The organism is Variovorax sp. Root434 (assembly GCF_001426595.1).
GTDB lineage: Bacteria > Pseudomonadota > Gammaproteobacteria > Burkholderiales > Burkholderiaceae_C > Variovorax.
Genome location: NZ_LMEK01000029.1, coordinates 99,278 through 112,949, shown reverse-complemented (window position 1 = coordinate 112,949; position 13,672 = coordinate 99,278). Strand labels below are relative to the sequence as shown.

Sequence of the window (13,672 nt, the reverse complement as noted above, 5' to 3'; positions counted from 1 at the left end):
GCCACGCAGGGGCCATGACGCAAACGAGGAATCCGCACCCAGATATGCGGTGAAAGAATGTCTTGCAAGATGTTGGCGAGGCACCTTCATTGAAGAAGGCCTGATTCCAGTCATACACTCCCGGCATACATGCGCCGCAAGATCCCACCCCTGCAAACCCTCGTGTGCTTCGACGCCGCCGCGCGCCACGAGAGCTACACGCGCGCCGCGCAGGAACTCGCCCTCACCCAGAGCGCGGTGTCGCGCCAGATCGGCACGCTCGAGGCCTTCCTGGGCGTGGCGCTGTTTCGCCGCACGCGGCACGGCGTGGCGCTCACGGCCAGCGGTGCGGCCTATGCGCGGCAGATCACCAAGCGGCTCGAGGCGATGGAGCGCGACACGCTCGACGCGATGGCGCACCAGGGCGAAGGCGGCTCGCTCTCGCTGGCGGCCGTGCCCACTTTCGCCACCCGCTGGCTGATGCCGCGGCTGAAGGGCTTCGCGGCGCTGCAGCCCGACGTGGTGGTGCACATCGAGACGCGCACCCGCCCCTTCCTGTTCGCCGATGCGGAGTTCGATGCGGCGCTGTATGCCGGCACGCCCGCGCAGGTCGAGAACTGGGCCGGCACGCACGCGCTGCTGCTGATGCATGAAGACGTGGTGCCGGTGTGCAGCCCTTCCCTGCTGCCGCGAGGCAAGGCCGTGGCGCCGGCAGCCATCGCGAAGATGCCGCTGCTGCAGCAGAGCACCCGGCCCGACGGCTGGCGCCAGTGGTTCGATGCGCAGCAGATCGACGCGCCCAATGCGCGCGGCGGCCCGCGCTACGAGCTGTTCTCGATATTGGCCGCGGCCGCATCGCACGGGCTCGGCGTGGCGCTGATGCCGACGATGCTGGTGGCCGACGAACTGGCGCGCGGCGAACTGGTGGTGGCCTGCGCGCGGCCGCTGTCGGGCGAACGCAACTACTACCTCGTGACGCCGGAGCGCGCCGACCAGCGGCCGCTGCTGAAGTTCTTCAGCGACTGGCTGCTGGCGCAGGCACGGCAGGAGCCCGGGCGCGAGACGGCTTGAAGGGGCCGGCGACCTTCTCGAGCCACGGATCGCAGACGGCCCGCAGTTCCGGGTCCATGTCGAACTTGGGATCGCGCGCATCGAACAGGACCGATTTCTTCGCCTGCGCCCGCACCAGCGCGAAAGCGCTCTTCCCGGAACGGCTGTTGTCGAACATCAGCGTCATGTTCGCGATCTGCGCCGCATGGCCGACCGCCGCCTGCGTGCGGGGAAAGCGCTCGACCAGCTTCCTGCGGTCCACGTCGTGGCCGCCCTGCTGCTTGCGGGTGCTCACGCGAAAGATGGACATGTCCACCGAGACCAGGCCGACGAAAAGCAGCACGACGAAATACCCCGCCTCCTGCATCGCGCGGATGTCGTCCGCCTTCGACGCATGGCCACCGCCGGGCAGCGGCTTCCAGTGGGAAAACACCGTCTCGAACGCAAACGGCATGCGCTGGTCCATCACCAGGCTCTTGAAGGCGCGCACGCCTTCCTGGGACAGGACTTGCCATTTCTCGTCGTCGTCGCGCAGGCGCTGGGCCCAGGCGGGGATGTGCCCAGTGGCGGGGTCGGCGTCCGGCAGGATGGACATCATCATCCGGTCGGCGTTGATCAGCGGCATCTGCAGCGATGCCGCCAGGCGCGAATACCAGAGCGTGGATTTTCCGGAGCCGTTGTGGCCCGCCAGGACGAAGGCCACCGGACGCGGGCCGCGCGTCTGCTCGAGGAGCTTCCCGAGCTTCGGTGGGCGGCGGCTCACGCCTTGCTCGCGCGGAACCTGCCGTCGACCAGGCGGCCAATGACCTTGGTGCCGTCGGCTGCTTCGCGAATGACCTGGGTCGGGTCCTGCGGGTAGGCGGAGTAGGCGAATATCCGGTCCGCGTTGGGTCCGCGGAAGACGACCGACCTGTCGATGCCGGGCTTGTCGAGTGCGCGGGCCGCCTTCTTCAACAGTTCCGTCGTGTTGTCCTCGGGGCGGACCACGGCGCGTGGAGCCTTGCCGATCTTGACCAGCGCCATGCCGCGCCCCAGGGTCGCCACCGATCGGCCCTGGACCATTTGCCCTGCCGAGCCTTCGCGTGCGATGGTTTTTGCTCTTGCCATGGCCGGATGATCGCTCAAAACGGAAGCCGCCCGCCACCTGCTGCGCCAAAGCCCGCACCGCCGCATACCCGCGTCCGGAAACGGCGAGCCTTGCAGCCCCGCAGGCGAGACACTGCGCGCATGACAGCCCCAGCCTCCCAGGTCGACGCCCTCGACTGGCCCCGCATCGAAGACGACCTCGCCACCCGCGGCTGCGCCACCACCGGCGCCGCGATCTTCACCCCGAAGGAATGCGCCGCCCTCGCGGCCATGTACGACCAGCCCCGCCACTTCCGCAGCCGCGTCGTCATGCAGCGCCACGGCTTCGGCCAAGGCGAGTACCAGTACTTCGCCAACCCGCTGCCGCCAAAGCTCGTGGCATGGCGCAGCGCGCTGTACGAACGCCTCGCGCCGCTGGCCACTGCATGGGCCGCGGCGATGGGCCTGCCGGCCGACTACCCGCCTGACCACGCCGCCTATCTCGCGCGCTGCCACGCGGCGGGCCAGCTGCGCCCCACCCCGCTGCTGCTGCGCTACGACGAGGGCGACTACAACTGCCTGCACCAGGACCTGTACGGCGACCTGCAGTTCCCGCTGCAGCTCACCGTGCTGCTGAACCGGCCCGGCGAAGACTTCACCGGCGGCGAGTTCGTGCTGACCGAACAGCGCCCGCGCATGCAGTCGCGCGCCGAGGTGGTGTCGCTCGCGCAGGGCGAGGCGGTGATCTTCGCGGTCAACCAGCGGCCGGTGGCGGGCACGCGCGGCAGCTACCGCGTGACGATGCGCCACGGCGTGAGCCGCGTGCGCTCGGGGCGGCGGCATACGCTGGGCATCATCTTTCACGACGCCCGCTAAGGCGGCTCCCCGGCCACTGCGGCGCCGTGCAACGCCGCACGGAAAGCCGAAGTCGACGAAAATCACGCCCGCCTCCGGCGCCCACCAGGATCCCCGACACCAACGATCGGGGCCGTGAGCCCGCCGGAAGCCGGCCCGCGGCCTCGATGCAGCGGGCGCGCTCGAGTGGTCGTCAGGGAGCTGTATGAACAAGAAGTCGTCCGGGAATCCGGAAGCGGCGGGAAAGCCGTCGATCGAATCCGCGGCCGCGCCGGCCGCACCGCCCGGGCGTTCGCGCCGCTTCAGGGTGGACGTGGGCACCATCGTCAGTGCCGTGGCGCTGACACAGTCGCTGTTGCTGGTCTCGCTGGGTTACTGGGGGTCGCAGCGGCTGGTGTCGCGCATCGGCGTGTCCGCGCACAGGGCCAACCACCACCGCACCGAGGACAAGGTGCTGGCCTTCCTGCAGAAGGCCGAGTCGGTCGTCAACGCCGTGGGCACCGCCCCCAGCCTGCGGCCAGCGGGCGAACACGCCGAAAGAACGGCCGAGCTGCTGTGGACGCTGCTGCAGCAGTCGCCCGAGCTCGACAGCATCTACGTCAGCAACGAGAAGGGCCAGATGCTGATGGCGCTGCGCTACCCGGTGCCGGCCATGCGCCACATCGAGCGCGGCGCGAGGTTCACCACCGAGACGTGGCAGTACATGCTGCCGCTGGACGCCGAGGCCGACGTGCAGCAGCGCTACGCCACGCAGCGCGTCGCATCCTTCCGCAGCAGCTACGACCCGACGCAGCGCGGCTGGTATTTGCAGGCCCGCAAGGCACAGGGGCCGGTCTGGACGCAGCCGTACGTATTCGCCGCCGCGCAGGAGCTGGGCGTGACCTACGCGCTGCCGAGCCAGCGCAGCTATGCGGACAACGCAGCGCAGGCCATGGTGGTGGCGGGCGATGTGTCGCTGGGACGGCTGTCGGAATTCGTGCGCCAGTTCAGCAGCGACGGCTACGGCGACAGCGCACTGCTGAGCGCCGACGCCCGCGTGCTCGCGCGCAGCGACATGCCGGGCGTGCTGCACCAGCTGGAGCCGCCGACCGGCGTGCTCGGCGCCTTGCACGCGAACACGGTGATCGGCGGCACGGCGGGCAGTGGCTCGAACAGGAAGTTCTCCTTCACCTACGAAGGTCGCCGCTACCTGGTGCAGGCCTCGCGCATTCCCAGCACCGGATGGCAGCTCGTGAGCTGGGTGCCCGAAGACATGCTGCTGGGCGAGCTGCACCGCGCGGTGCTGTGGGGCCTGTTGCTGGCGCTGGCCTTCCTGGCGATCGCGCTGTTCATCTCGCTGAAGCTGTCGAAGCTGGTGACCTCGCCGGTGGAGAATCTTTCGCACATCGCGCGCAGCATCGGCCTGCTGGAGCTCGACAACCTGCCGCGCGAACCGAGCCGCGTGCTCGAGATCCAGCACCTGGACCAGGCCCTGGACGACTCGGCGCGCAGCCTGAAGGCCTTCAGCAAGTTCGTGCCGGTGGACGTGATCAACCAGCTGATCGACGCGGGCCATGCGCTCGCGCCCTCCGGTTCGTCGCGCCGCGTGACGGTGATGTTCACCGACGTGGAGGGCTTCACCTCGATTTCGGAATCGCTGGACACCGACGTGCTGGTGAGCATGCTGACGGAGTACTTCAACTTGGCGGCGGGCGTGTTCGCACGGCACGGCGGCGTGGTCGACAAGTTCATCGGCGACGGCATCATGGTGCTGTGGGGTGCGCCCTCCGACCTGAAGGACGCGGAATACCAGGCCTGCGTGGCCGCGTTGGAGCTGCACGTGGAGATGGGCGAACTCAACCGCAAGTGGCACGAGCAGGGGCTGCCGAGGTTCCGCACCCGCATCGGCATCCACACCGGCATGGTGATCGCGGGGGTGCTCGGCTCGAACGACCGGCTGTCGTACACCGCGTTCGGCGACCCGATCAATGTGGCGAGCCGCATCGAGGGCATAAACAAACAGCTCGGCACGCAGACGCTGATTTCCGAGGCCACCTTCGCGGGGCTCGGCGGCCGGCTTCACGCACGCCGCATCGAAGAATTGGTGGAGCTGCGCGGCCGGCAGACGCGCATGGTGCTCTATGAGCTCACGGCCTGAGCTCGCTCGTGGGTGCAAAGCTCATGCGCCCCTCATGCGGAGGCACGCTGCGCGGCAAAGGCCACGAACCAGTCGAGGCTGCCGGGGTTGGCCATCGCCTCGCGGTTCACCACCTTCTCGATCGGCTGGCCCAGCAGCAGCTTCTTGATCGGCAGCTCCTGCTTCTTGCCCGAGAGCGTGCGCGGTATCTCGGCCACCTGGAAGATGTCGTTGGGCGCGAAGCGAGGCGACAGCGAAGTCTTGATGGCGTTGTTGATCTTCGCGCGCATCGCGTCGTCGAGCGCCACGCCGGGGCGCAGCACCACGAACAGCGGCATGTAGCTGTCGCGGCCCAGGTATTCGAGATCGACCACCATCGAGTCGAGCACCTCGGGCAGGCCCTCGACCGCGCTGTAGATCTCGCTGGTGCCCATGCGCAGGCCCTGTCGATTGATGGTGGCGTCGCTGCGGCCGTAGATGATGCAGCCACCGTCGGTGCCGATCTTGATCCAGTCGCCGTGGCGCCAGACGCCGGGATAGGTGTCGAAGTAGCTCGACAGGTAGCGCGCGTTGCCCTCGTCGCCCCAGAAGTAGAGCGGCATCGACGGAATCGGCTTGGTGCACACCAGCTCGCCGACCTCGCCGACGACGGGCTGCCCGTTGTCGTTCCAGCCCTCGACCGAATGGCCCAGCTCGCGGCATTGCATCTGGCCCGGCACTTCGGGCAGGTCGCGGTTGCCGCCGACAAAAGCGCCGCAGAAATCGGTGCCGCCGGAGATGTTGCACCACCACACCTCCTTCGAGCCCGCATCGAGGATCTGCTGCGAGCCCCAGCGCTGCACCTCTTCGGGCAGCGGCGAGCCGGTGCTGCCGAGCGCACGCACGCGCGAGAGATCGCCGCACTCCTTTGCGACGAGGCCCGACTTCATGCAGTTGGTGAAGTAGGCCGCGCCCGCGCCGAAGAAGGTGACGCGGTGCTTCGCAACGAAGCGCCACAGCACGCCCCAGTCGGGCTTCTCCTTGCTGCCCGCCGGATTGCCGTCGTAGATGCAGATGGTGGCACCGAAGGCCATGCCCGAGAGCTGCGAGTTCCACATGACCCAGCCCGTGGAGCTGTACCAGTGGTAGCGCTCGCCGAAGTTGTTGGCGCCGTAGCTCGCGCCTACGTCGTTGTGCAGGCCGCAGGCATGCATGGTGAGGATGATGCCGCCCTGCCCGTGCACGATGGGCTTGGGCAGGCCGGTGGTGCCGCTCGAATAGACGATCCAGATCGGATGGTCGAAGGGCAGCCATTCGGGCTCGAAGGCGGCGACCTCGGCGTCGTTGCGCGCGATGGCCTGTGTCCATTCGACGTCGTGCGGCACGGCGCTGGCGGCATACGGCGACTTCACGAGCAACAGCTTCTGCACGCTGGGCAGCTGGCCGCGCAGCTCCTGCAGCACGGCGCTGCGGTCGAGCGGCTTGCCGCCATAGTGCACGCCGTCGACGGCGATCAGCACCTTGGGTTCGATCTGGCGAAAGCGGTCGGCCACGGCGGCCGTGCCCATGTCGGGCGCGCACACGCTCCAGATCGCGCCGATGCTGGAGCACGCGAGGAACGCGACCATGGTCTCGGGCACGTTGGGCATGTAGGCCGCAATGCGGTCGCCGCGCTGCACGCCGAGGGACTTGAGCATGAGCGCGACCGACGCGACCTGGCGCCGCATCTCCGGCCACGACATCTCGCGCACTTCGCCGCGCTCGTTGTCGCTCACGATGGCAGGCATGCCGGCCGCGTGCGCCGCGTCGACATGGCGCAGCACCTCGCGGGCGTAGTTGACCTGTGCGCCGGGGAACCAGCGCGCGCCGGGCATGCGCGACTCGGCGAGCACGGCCGTGTGCGGGGTGGGCGACTCGATGCGGGCGTAGTCCCAGATGCTCTGCCAGAAGGCGTCGAGCTCGGTGACGGACCAGCGCCACAGGGCGTCGTAGCTGTCGAAGCGAAGGCCGCGCGTCTCGCGCAGCCAGTCTTGATAGAGGCGGATCTGGGGGATGTTGGGGGCGGGCATGGCACGAGCGTAGCGCCGCGAACGAGCGTGCTCAATGGGGGTTGACCTCAGGGTTTGTACGTGTGTTCAATGTTTTTGTACAAGTGTTCAATACGCCCCGATGAGCACCCGCACACCCACCGCAAGGCGCGGCACCTCGCGTGCCGCGACGCCAGCCCCCGCCGCAGTCACCACCGAGACTGCGCGGCCCGACCGCAAGCAGGCGATCCTGCTGGCGGCCGAGAAACTTTTTGCGCAGCACGGCTACCACGTGGTGACGATCCGCCAGATCGCCGAAGAGGCCGGCGTGCCGCTGGCGCTGGTGGGCTACTACTACGGCCAGAAGCACGAGCTGTTTCACGCGATCTTCGAACACTGGAGCCATTCCATCGAGGCGCGGCTCGCAGGACTGGCCGCGGTGAACGTCGACCCCGACGACGCGCGCACGCTGCCGCGCATCATCGATGCCTTCACCGCGCCCGTGCTGGCGCTGCGAGCGAGCGCCGAGGGCGAGTACTACGCGCTGCTGGTGGCGCGCGAGCTCTACCACGCCACCGAGGAAGCCGACCGCGTGCTGCGCAGCTACTTCGACCCGCTGGCCGAGGCCTACATCGACGCGCTGCACCTCGCGCTGCCGCACGCCACGCGCAGCCAGGCGGCCTGGGGCTACCAGTTCGCGCTGGGCGCGCTGCTGCACCACCTGAACGACAGCCGCATCGAACGCCTCACGCGCGGCGAGAACAGGCGCGCCGACCCGGCCGTGGCGCCGATGCTCGTGAACTTCATCGTCGGCGGCCTGCGCGCCGCACTGCCGCGCCCGAAGACCCCCAGAACCCCACGCACGAGAACCACCCCCAGGAGACAAAAGACATGATGAAACGACGCACCCTGCTGTCGGCGCTTGCCGCGGCATCGGCTGCCGCGGCACTGCCTTCGCGCGCCCAGTCCAACCCGAAGATCGTGTTCGGCTACACGGCCGTGACCGACTTCGCCTCGGTGTTCGTCGCGGCCGAAGAGGGCTACTTCAAGAAGCGCAACCTCGATGTCGAGCTCAAGTTCATTCCGCTGAATTCGACGATCCCGGCGGCGCTGCAGTCCGACTCGCTGCAGATTGGCGGGCCCACGCCCTCGGTCTTCCTGCAGGCGGTGGACGGCGGGCTCGACCTCGTGCTGGTGGCCGGCGGCGGCCTCACCTCGAAGACGATCACCGGCTTCGGCCTGGTGGCGCGCGCGGGCTCGGGCATCAAGGGCCCGCAGGACTGCGTGGGCAAGAAGATCGGCGTGCCGGGCCTCGGTGCCTTCCTGCACGTGACCTTCCGCGCGTGGCTGAAGGACAGCGGCGTGGACTACCGCAAGGTGAACTTCGTCGAGGCCGCGTTCCCGCAACACGCCGACCTGCTGCGCGGCGGTTCGGTCGATGCGGTGGTGTCGGCCGACCCGTTCATGAGCCGCATCACCGAGAGCGGTGCGGGCTACGTGGCCTCGTACTACTCGACCTTCCTGCCGGAGAACAACCAGACCATCGTGCATGCGGCCAAGCGCGAGTGGGTGGCGAAGAACCCGGCCGTTGCGCGCGCGTTCCGGGAGGCGCTGGTCGAATCGGCCGCCTTCATGCAGCAGCCGAGGAACGACGCCAAGGTGCGCGCGGCCATCGGCAAGTACATCAAGCTCCCGTCCGAGGTGCTGGCCAAGGTGCAGATCTCGCCGCCCGGCCCCGTGGTGACGGAAAAGCAGCTCGCCTACTGGACCGGGCTGATGAAGGAGCAGGAGATGCTCAAGACGAGCATCGACGTGGCGAAGCTGGTGGCGAAGTGATCGCAGCACCCGCCCCCGTCACCGCGCGCGCCGCACTGTCGGCGAGTGCCTTTCGTTCGCCGACCGTCCCCACGATGCAAGCCACCCCCTTCCTGTGCTTCGACGGCGTGACCATCCGCCTCGGCGGACGCGAGATCCTGTCGCCCACCTCGTTCGACGTGGCGCGCGGCGAGTTCGTCTGCATCGTCGGTCCCAGCGGCTGCGGCAAGACCACGTTGCTGCGTGCGGCCAGCGGGCTCGTCAGCGCGAGCGCGGGCGAGGTGCGGCGCAACGGCGCGAAGATGACCGAGCCTTCGCGCGAAGTGGCTTTCGTGTTCCAGGACTACGGTCGCGCGCTGCTGCCCTGGCGCACGGTGGAAGGCAACGTGAGCCTCGCACTGGAAGCGGCCGGCGTGCCGACAGCGGAGCGCGCGCCGCGCATTGCCGATGTGCTCGCCAAGGTCGGCCTCGCGAAGCATGCGCAGAAGTTTCCGGTGCAGCTCTCAGGCGGCATGCAGCAGCGCGCACAGATCGCCCGCTGCCTCGCGCAGAAGCCCGAACTGATGATGATGGACGAGCCCTTCGGCGCGCTCGACGCACTCACGCGGCAGAGCCTGCAGGACGAACTGGCGCGGCTGGTGCGCGACGACGGGCTCACGGTGCTGTTCGTGACGCACGACCTGGAAGAGGCCATCTACCTCGGCGACCGCGTGATCGCGCTGCAGGCCAACCCTGGCCCCGGTCGGCCGAGCCTCGCGCGGATGATCGACGTGAAGATCCCGCGTCCGCGCGACCAGCTCTCGACCAAGGAGCATCCGGAGTACCTGCACCTGCGGCGCGAACTCTTCGCCTTCATCGAGCAGGGCCATGACTGACAGCCGCCTCTACCGCTGGCTGCGGCCGTGGGTGTTTCCCGTCGTGCTGGTCGGCGCCTTCGAGTGGTACGCGCGGCGCGCGGCCGCACTGGGCAGCGACGCGCTCGCACCGCCCAGCGCTGCGGCCAAGGCCTTCATGGGCGCAGCGACGGACGGCTCGCTCTGGACGGCCACCGGCTTCACGCTGGGCACTGCCGCGCTTGGGTTGCTGCTGGGCGCGGTGCTCGGCATCGCATTGGGCGTGGTGCTCGGGCTCTCGCGCCGCGCGGCGCAGTTGGGGTCGGTCTCCATCGAAGTACTGCGCCCCGTGCCTTCGGTCGCGCTGATTCCGCTCGCCATGCTGACCTTCGGCTTCGGCGTGCGCATGGAGCTGGCCATCGTCGCTTTCGCCACCTTCTGGCCGCTGCTGGTGTTGGTGCAGTCGGCGGTGCAGCAAGTCGAGCCGCGGCTGCTCGAGGTGAGCCGCGTGCTGGGCCTGTCGTCGCGCGAGCGGGCCTTCAAGATCGTGCTGCCGGCCATCGTGCCGCGCCTGTTCGTCGCGCTGCGGCTGGGCGTGGCGGTGGCGCTGGTGGTGGCCGTGACGGTGGAGATCGCGGCCAATCCGAACGGCATGGGCTACGCAATGATGATCGCGCAGCAGAGCTTCGACCCGGCGCTGATGCTCGCGTGGCTGGTGTGGATCGGCGTGGTGGGCTTCGCGGTGAACGCCGGCATGGTGCTGCTGCAGCGCGTGGTGTCGCGGCGCATGGGGGTGCAGCCATGAACGGCAACGGCAACAAGGACCGCATCGGCCTGAACCGGCTCGGCTCGCTGGGCGTTCTGCTGGCGCTCGTCGCGCTGTGGTGGGTCGCGAGCAACGCGGGCTGGGTCAGCCGCGTGTTCCTGCCGACGCCGCAGGCCACGTTCGCGAGCCTTCTCGAAGGACTGAATCTCGCGGGAGGCGATGGCAACGGCGAACTGCTCGGCTTCACGCAGGCCACGGTGGGCCGCATGATCGAAGGCTGGCTGCTCGCGTCGCTCTTCGGCGTGCTGCTGGGCGCGGCCATCGGCGTATCGCCCCAGGTGCGCGCGTGGGTGCAGCCGACGCTGGAATTCATCCGCCCGCTGCCCGCCTCGGCGCTGCTGCCGCTGGCCATCTCCATCTTCGGGCTGAACCCCGGCATGGTGCTCTTCGTGGTCGCATTCGGCGCGATGTGGCCGGTGCTGCTGGCCACGGTGCACGGCTTCGCGGCCGTGGAGCCACGCCTTTCGGAAGTGACGCGCTGTCTGCAGATGTCGCGCGCGGCGTATATCTGGAAGATGGGCCTGCCCAACGCCATGCCCGACATCCTGGCCGGCATGCGGCTCGCGCTGACCATCGCGCTGATCGTCGCGGTGGTGGGCGAAATGATCGCCTCGCAAAGCGGCCTGGGCCAGGCCATCCTGCTGGCTGCGCGCGCCTTCCGCGCCAGCGACCTGTTCGCCGGCATCGTGCTGCTCGGGCTGATCGGCTTCGTGAGCAACGCGCTGCTGGCCCTTGCCGAGCAACGGCTGCTGCGCTGGCAGCGCCCCTGACTCCCCCGATTGCTTCTCCCCCAAACACGAACACCTCACAAGGAGCCTCTTCATGCCACGCAAATTCGTCGACCTCTCGATCTTTCTCGAGAACGATGTGCTCTCCGACCCGCCGGCCTTCGCGCCGAAGATCCAGTACTTCACGCACGAGCAGACCTACGAGCAGATCGAACCCTTCTTTCCCGGCTTGAAAAAGGAAGACCTGCCCGACGGCGAAGGCTGGGCCGTGGAACTGGTGCAGCTGTCGACGCACAACGGCACGCACCTCGACGCGCCCTATCACTTCCACTCGACCATGGACAAGGCGCTGGGCGAAAAGAAGCCCGCCATCGCCATCCACGACGTGCCGCTCGAATGGTGCTTCCAGCCGGGCGTGAAGCTCGACTTCCGGCACTTCGCCGATGGCTACGTGGTCACGGCCGACGACGTCGAGGCCGAACTCAAGCGCATCGGCCACACGCTGAGTCCGCTGGAGATCGTGGTGGTCAACACACGCGCCGGTTCGCGCTACGGCCATCCCGACTACGTGTCGGCCGGCGCAGGCATGGGCTACGAGGCGACGATGTACCTGCTGGAACGCGGCGTGCGCCTCACGGGCACCGACGCATGGAGCTGGGACGCGCCCTTCGTGCACACCGCGAAGAAGTACGGCGAGACGCACGATGCCTCGCTGATCTGGGAAGGCCACAAGGCCGGGCGCGACATCGGCTATTGCCACATCGAGAAGCTGCACAACCTCGAGGCGCTGCCGCCCACGGGCTTCTTCATCAGCTGCTTCCCGCACAAGATCCGCGGCGCGTCGGCCGGGTGGACGCGCGCCGTGGCGATCTTCGACGATGCGTTGATGGCGTCGGTGTGAGGGCCGGTTCATGAACGCGCTCAACCGCACGCACGACGTCCACGCACGCAGCTGGGTCGAATCGGCCAATGCGGCGGGCGGCGACTTCCCGATCCAGAACCTGCCGCACGCTGTGTTCCGCCGCGCCGGCAGCGCCGAGCCGTTTCGCGGCGGCGTCGCCATCGGCGGCGAGGTGCTCGACCTCGCCGCGCTGGTCACGCGCCAGCAGCTCGACGGCCTGGCGCTCGACGCGGCGCGCGCCGCCGCATTGCCGGCATTGAACGACTTCTTCGCGCTCGGCCGCTCCGCATGGAAGGCGCTGCGCCACGCGCTGTTCGACCTGCTGAAGAACGACGCGCCCGTGGCCACGGTGCAGGCCGTGCGCGAATGCCTGGTGCCGCAGGCCGAGGTCGAATACACCGTGCCCGCGCGCATCGGCGACTACACCGACTTCTACACATCGATCGACCATGCACTGAACATCAGCCGCCTGATGAACCCCGACGGCGACGTGACGCCCAACTTCCGCTGGATTCCGACCGCGTACCACGGGCGGGTGTCGACCATCGGCGTGAGCGGCCAGCGCTTTCACCGGCCGATGGGGCAGGCGATGGCTCCGGGCGCGAAGGCGCCCACGTACCAGGCCTGCGCGCGGCTCGACTACGAGCTGGAGCTCGGCGTGTGGATCGGCACCGGCAACCCGCAGGGCGAGCCCATTCCGCTCGAACGCGCGGAAGAACACATCTTCGGCATCTGCCTGCTCAACGACTGGTCGGCGCGCGACATCCAGTTCTGGGAGATGGCGCCGCTCGGGCCGTTCCTGGCGAAGAACTTCGCGACCACGATCTCGCCGTGGATCGTGACGATGGAAGCGCTCGCGCCCTACCGTCAGGCCTGGACGCGGGCGGCCCACGAGCCCCAGCCGCTCGCGTATCTGGAAAGTGCGGCGAACCGCGAGAGCGGCGCGCTCGACATCCGCCTGGAGGTCTGGCTCGAAAGCGAGAAGGCGCGCAAGGACAAGGCCGGGCCGTCGCGCCTGTCGTCCACGAGCTTCAGGCACCAGTATTGGAGCGTCGCGCAGATGGTGGCGCACCACACGATGGGCGGCTGCAGCCTGAACCCGGGCGACCTGTTCGGCAGCGGCACGATCTCGGGGCCCGGCGCGGGCGAGGCTGGCGCGATCATCGAGCTGACGCGCGCAGCGCAAAGCCCGGTGACGCTGGCCAATGGCGAGCAGCGTGGTTTTCTTGAAGACGGCGATGCGGTGCTGCTGCGCGGCTGGTGCGAGAAGCCGGGGCATGCGCGCATCGGTTTCGGGGAGAGCCGTGGAACGGTGCTGCCGGCCAGGAGTTGAGCAGAAGCACCAAAGAAAAAGGCCACCCGATGAGGTGGCCTTTTCTTTAATTTGGAGCGGGAGAAGAGTCTCGAACTCTCGACCTCAACCTTGGCAAGGTTGCGCTCTACCAACTGAGCTACTCCCGCGTGGAGCCCTCGATTATAGGGTGAATTTAGATCGGTT

The 13,672-nt window shown here is 68.5% G+C and carries 13 protein-coding genes and 1 tRNA gene; 10 read left to right on the top strand and 4 right to left on the bottom strand.

What is annotated here, in order from left to right:
* The first annotated feature begins 129 nt into the window (after window positions 1-129).
* Window positions 130-1,050 carry a LysR substrate-binding domain-containing protein gene (locus tag ASD05_RS29000; protein WP_007832597.1) on the top strand — a complete coding sequence of 307 codons (921 nt, stop codon included), beginning with the start codon at window positions 130-132 and terminating at the stop codon, window positions 1,048-1,050.
* Here ASD05_RS29000 and ASD05_RS28995 read toward each other — a convergent pair.
* Together ASD05_RS28995 and ASD05_RS28990 are read right to left on the bottom strand one after the other, a co-directional pair.
* Window positions 995-1,792 (bottom strand): zeta toxin family protein, encoded by a 798-nt coding sequence (locus ASD05_RS28995; RefSeq protein WP_056600226.1) that lies wholly within the window; start codon window positions 1,790-1,792, stop codon window positions 995-997. The genes ASD05_RS29000 and ASD05_RS28995 overlap by 56 nt on opposite strands.
* Complete coding sequence (locus ASD05_RS28990) at window positions 1,789-2,136, bottom strand: hypothetical protein (protein ID WP_235508144.1); 348 nt, start codon at window positions 2,134-2,136, stop codon at window positions 1,789-1,791. Before ASD05_RS28990 ends, ASD05_RS28995 begins: the two co-directional genes overlap by 4 nt.
* A gap of 120 nt (window positions 2,137-2,256) precedes the next feature.
* Here ASD05_RS28990 and ASD05_RS28985 point away from each other — a divergent pair, with 120 nt between their 5' ends.
* Both ASD05_RS28985 and ASD05_RS28980 read left to right on the top strand, forming a co-directional pair.
* The gene (locus ASD05_RS28985) at window positions 2,257-2,970 is read left to right on the top strand and encodes a 2OG-Fe(II) oxygenase (protein ID WP_056600220.1); all 714 of its coding nucleotides are present in this window, start codon (window positions 2,257-2,259) and stop codon (window positions 2,968-2,970) included.
* A gap of 184 nt (window positions 2,971-3,154) precedes the next feature.
* Window positions 3,155-5,086: an adenylate/guanylate cyclase domain-containing protein gene (locus tag ASD05_RS28980; protein WP_056600217.1), complete on the top strand. Its 1,932-nt coding sequence runs from the start codon at window positions 3,155-3,157 to the stop codon at window positions 5,084-5,086.
* 32 nt (window positions 5,087-5,118) lie between these two features.
* On the opposite strand, the gene ASD05_RS28975 is transcribed toward ASD05_RS28980, so the two are convergent.
* Entirely contained in the window at window positions 5,119-7,113 is a 1,995-nt protein-coding gene (locus tag ASD05_RS28975) for an acetoacetate--CoA ligase (protein ID WP_056600216.1), read from the bottom strand.
* 100 nt (window positions 7,114-7,213) lie between these two features.
* Here ASD05_RS28975 and ASD05_RS28970 point away from each other — a divergent pair, with 100 nt between their 5' ends.
* From ASD05_RS28970 to fahA, 7 genes are read left to right on the top strand one after another with little or no spacing between them, the layout of a single operon-like run.
* A complete protein-coding gene (locus ASD05_RS28970) occupies window positions 7,214-7,966 on the top strand; it encodes a TetR/AcrR family transcriptional regulator (protein ID WP_056600213.1) in 753 nt (250 codons plus the stop codon).
* Complete coding sequence (locus ASD05_RS28965) at window positions 7,963-8,907, top strand: ABC transporter substrate-binding protein (protein WP_056600209.1); 945 nt, start codon at window positions 7,963-7,965, stop codon at window positions 8,905-8,907. The genes ASD05_RS28970 and ASD05_RS28965 overlap by 4 nt, the downstream gene beginning before the upstream one ends.
* Complete coding sequence (locus ASD05_RS28960; protein ID WP_056600206.1) at window positions 8,904-9,761, top strand: ABC transporter ATP-binding protein; 858 nt, start codon at window positions 8,904-8,906, stop codon at window positions 9,759-9,761. The genes ASD05_RS28965 and ASD05_RS28960 overlap by 4 nt, the downstream gene beginning before the upstream one ends.
* A complete protein-coding gene (locus tag ASD05_RS28955) occupies window positions 9,754-10,524 on the top strand; it encodes an ABC transporter permease (RefSeq protein ID WP_056600204.1) in 771 nt (256 codons plus the stop codon). The genes ASD05_RS28960 and ASD05_RS28955 overlap by 8 nt, the downstream gene beginning before the upstream one ends.
* Complete coding sequence (locus ASD05_RS28950; protein WP_082572484.1) at window positions 10,521-11,315, top strand: ABC transporter permease; 795 nt, start codon at window positions 10,521-10,523, stop codon at window positions 11,313-11,315. The genes ASD05_RS28955 and ASD05_RS28950 overlap by 4 nt, the downstream gene beginning before the upstream one ends.
* Before the next feature lie 52 nt (window positions 11,316-11,367).
* Window positions 11,368-12,174: a cyclase family protein gene (locus tag ASD05_RS28945; protein ID WP_007832619.1), complete on the top strand. Its 807-nt coding sequence runs from the start codon at window positions 11,368-11,370 to the stop codon at window positions 12,172-12,174.
* 10 nt (window positions 12,175-12,184) lie between these two features.
* Window positions 12,185-13,507, top strand: coding sequence for a fumarylacetoacetase (gene fahA / locus ASD05_RS28940; protein ID WP_056600201.1), 1,323 nt, complete (start codon window positions 12,185-12,187; stop codon window positions 13,505-13,507).
* A 52-nt stretch (window positions 13,508-13,559) separates the two neighbouring features.
* Here the strand turns inward: fahA and ASD05_RS28935 are convergent.
* A tRNA-Gly gene (locus tag ASD05_RS28935) sits at window positions 13,560-13,635 on the bottom strand.
* Between the last annotated feature and the right edge of the window lie 37 nt (window positions 13,636-13,672).

What these genes read in the sequence shown, in the direction of transcription:
- ASD05_RS28955 (WP_056600204.1), top strand. Translation starts at nt 9,754, where the DNA reads ATGACTGACAGCCGCCTCTACCGCTGGCTGCGGCCGTGGGTGTTTCCC.
- ASD05_RS28970 (WP_056600213.1), top strand. Translation starts at nt 7,214, where the DNA reads ATGAGCACCCGCACACCCACCGCAAGGCGCGGCACCTCGCGTGCCGCG.
- ASD05_RS28965 (WP_056600209.1), top strand. Translation starts at nt 7,963, where the DNA reads ATGATGAAACGACGCACCCTGCTGTCGGCGCTTGCCGCGGCATCGGCT.
- ASD05_RS28980 (WP_056600217.1), top strand. Translation starts at nt 3,155, where the DNA reads ATGAACAAGAAGTCGTCCGGGAATCCGGAAGCGGCGGGAAAGCCGTCG.
- ASD05_RS28945 (WP_007832619.1), top strand. Translation starts at nt 11,368, where the DNA reads ATGCCACGCAAATTCGTCGACCTCTCGATCTTTCTCGAGAACGATGTG.
- ASD05_RS29000 (WP_007832597.1), top strand. Translation starts at nt 130, where the DNA reads ATGCGCCGCAAGATCCCACCCCTGCAAACCCTCGTGTGCTTCGACGCC.
- ASD05_RS28990 (WP_235508144.1), bottom strand. Translation starts at nt 2,136, where the DNA reads ATGGCAAGAGCAAAAACCATCGCACGCGAAGGCTCGGCAGGGCAAATG.
- ASD05_RS28985 (WP_056600220.1), top strand. Translation starts at nt 2,257, where the DNA reads ATGACAGCCCCAGCCTCCCAGGTCGACGCCCTCGACTGGCCCCGCATC.
- ASD05_RS28975 (WP_056600216.1), bottom strand. Translation starts at nt 7,113, where the DNA reads ATGCCCGCCCCCAACATCCCCCAGATCCGCCTCTATCAAGACTGGCTG.
- ASD05_RS28950 (WP_082572484.1), top strand. Translation starts at nt 10,521, where the DNA reads ATGAACGGCAACGGCAACAAGGACCGCATCGGCCTGAACCGGCTCGGC.
- fahA (WP_056600201.1), top strand. Translation starts at nt 12,185, where the DNA reads ATGAACGCGCTCAACCGCACGCACGACGTCCACGCACGCAGCTGGGTC.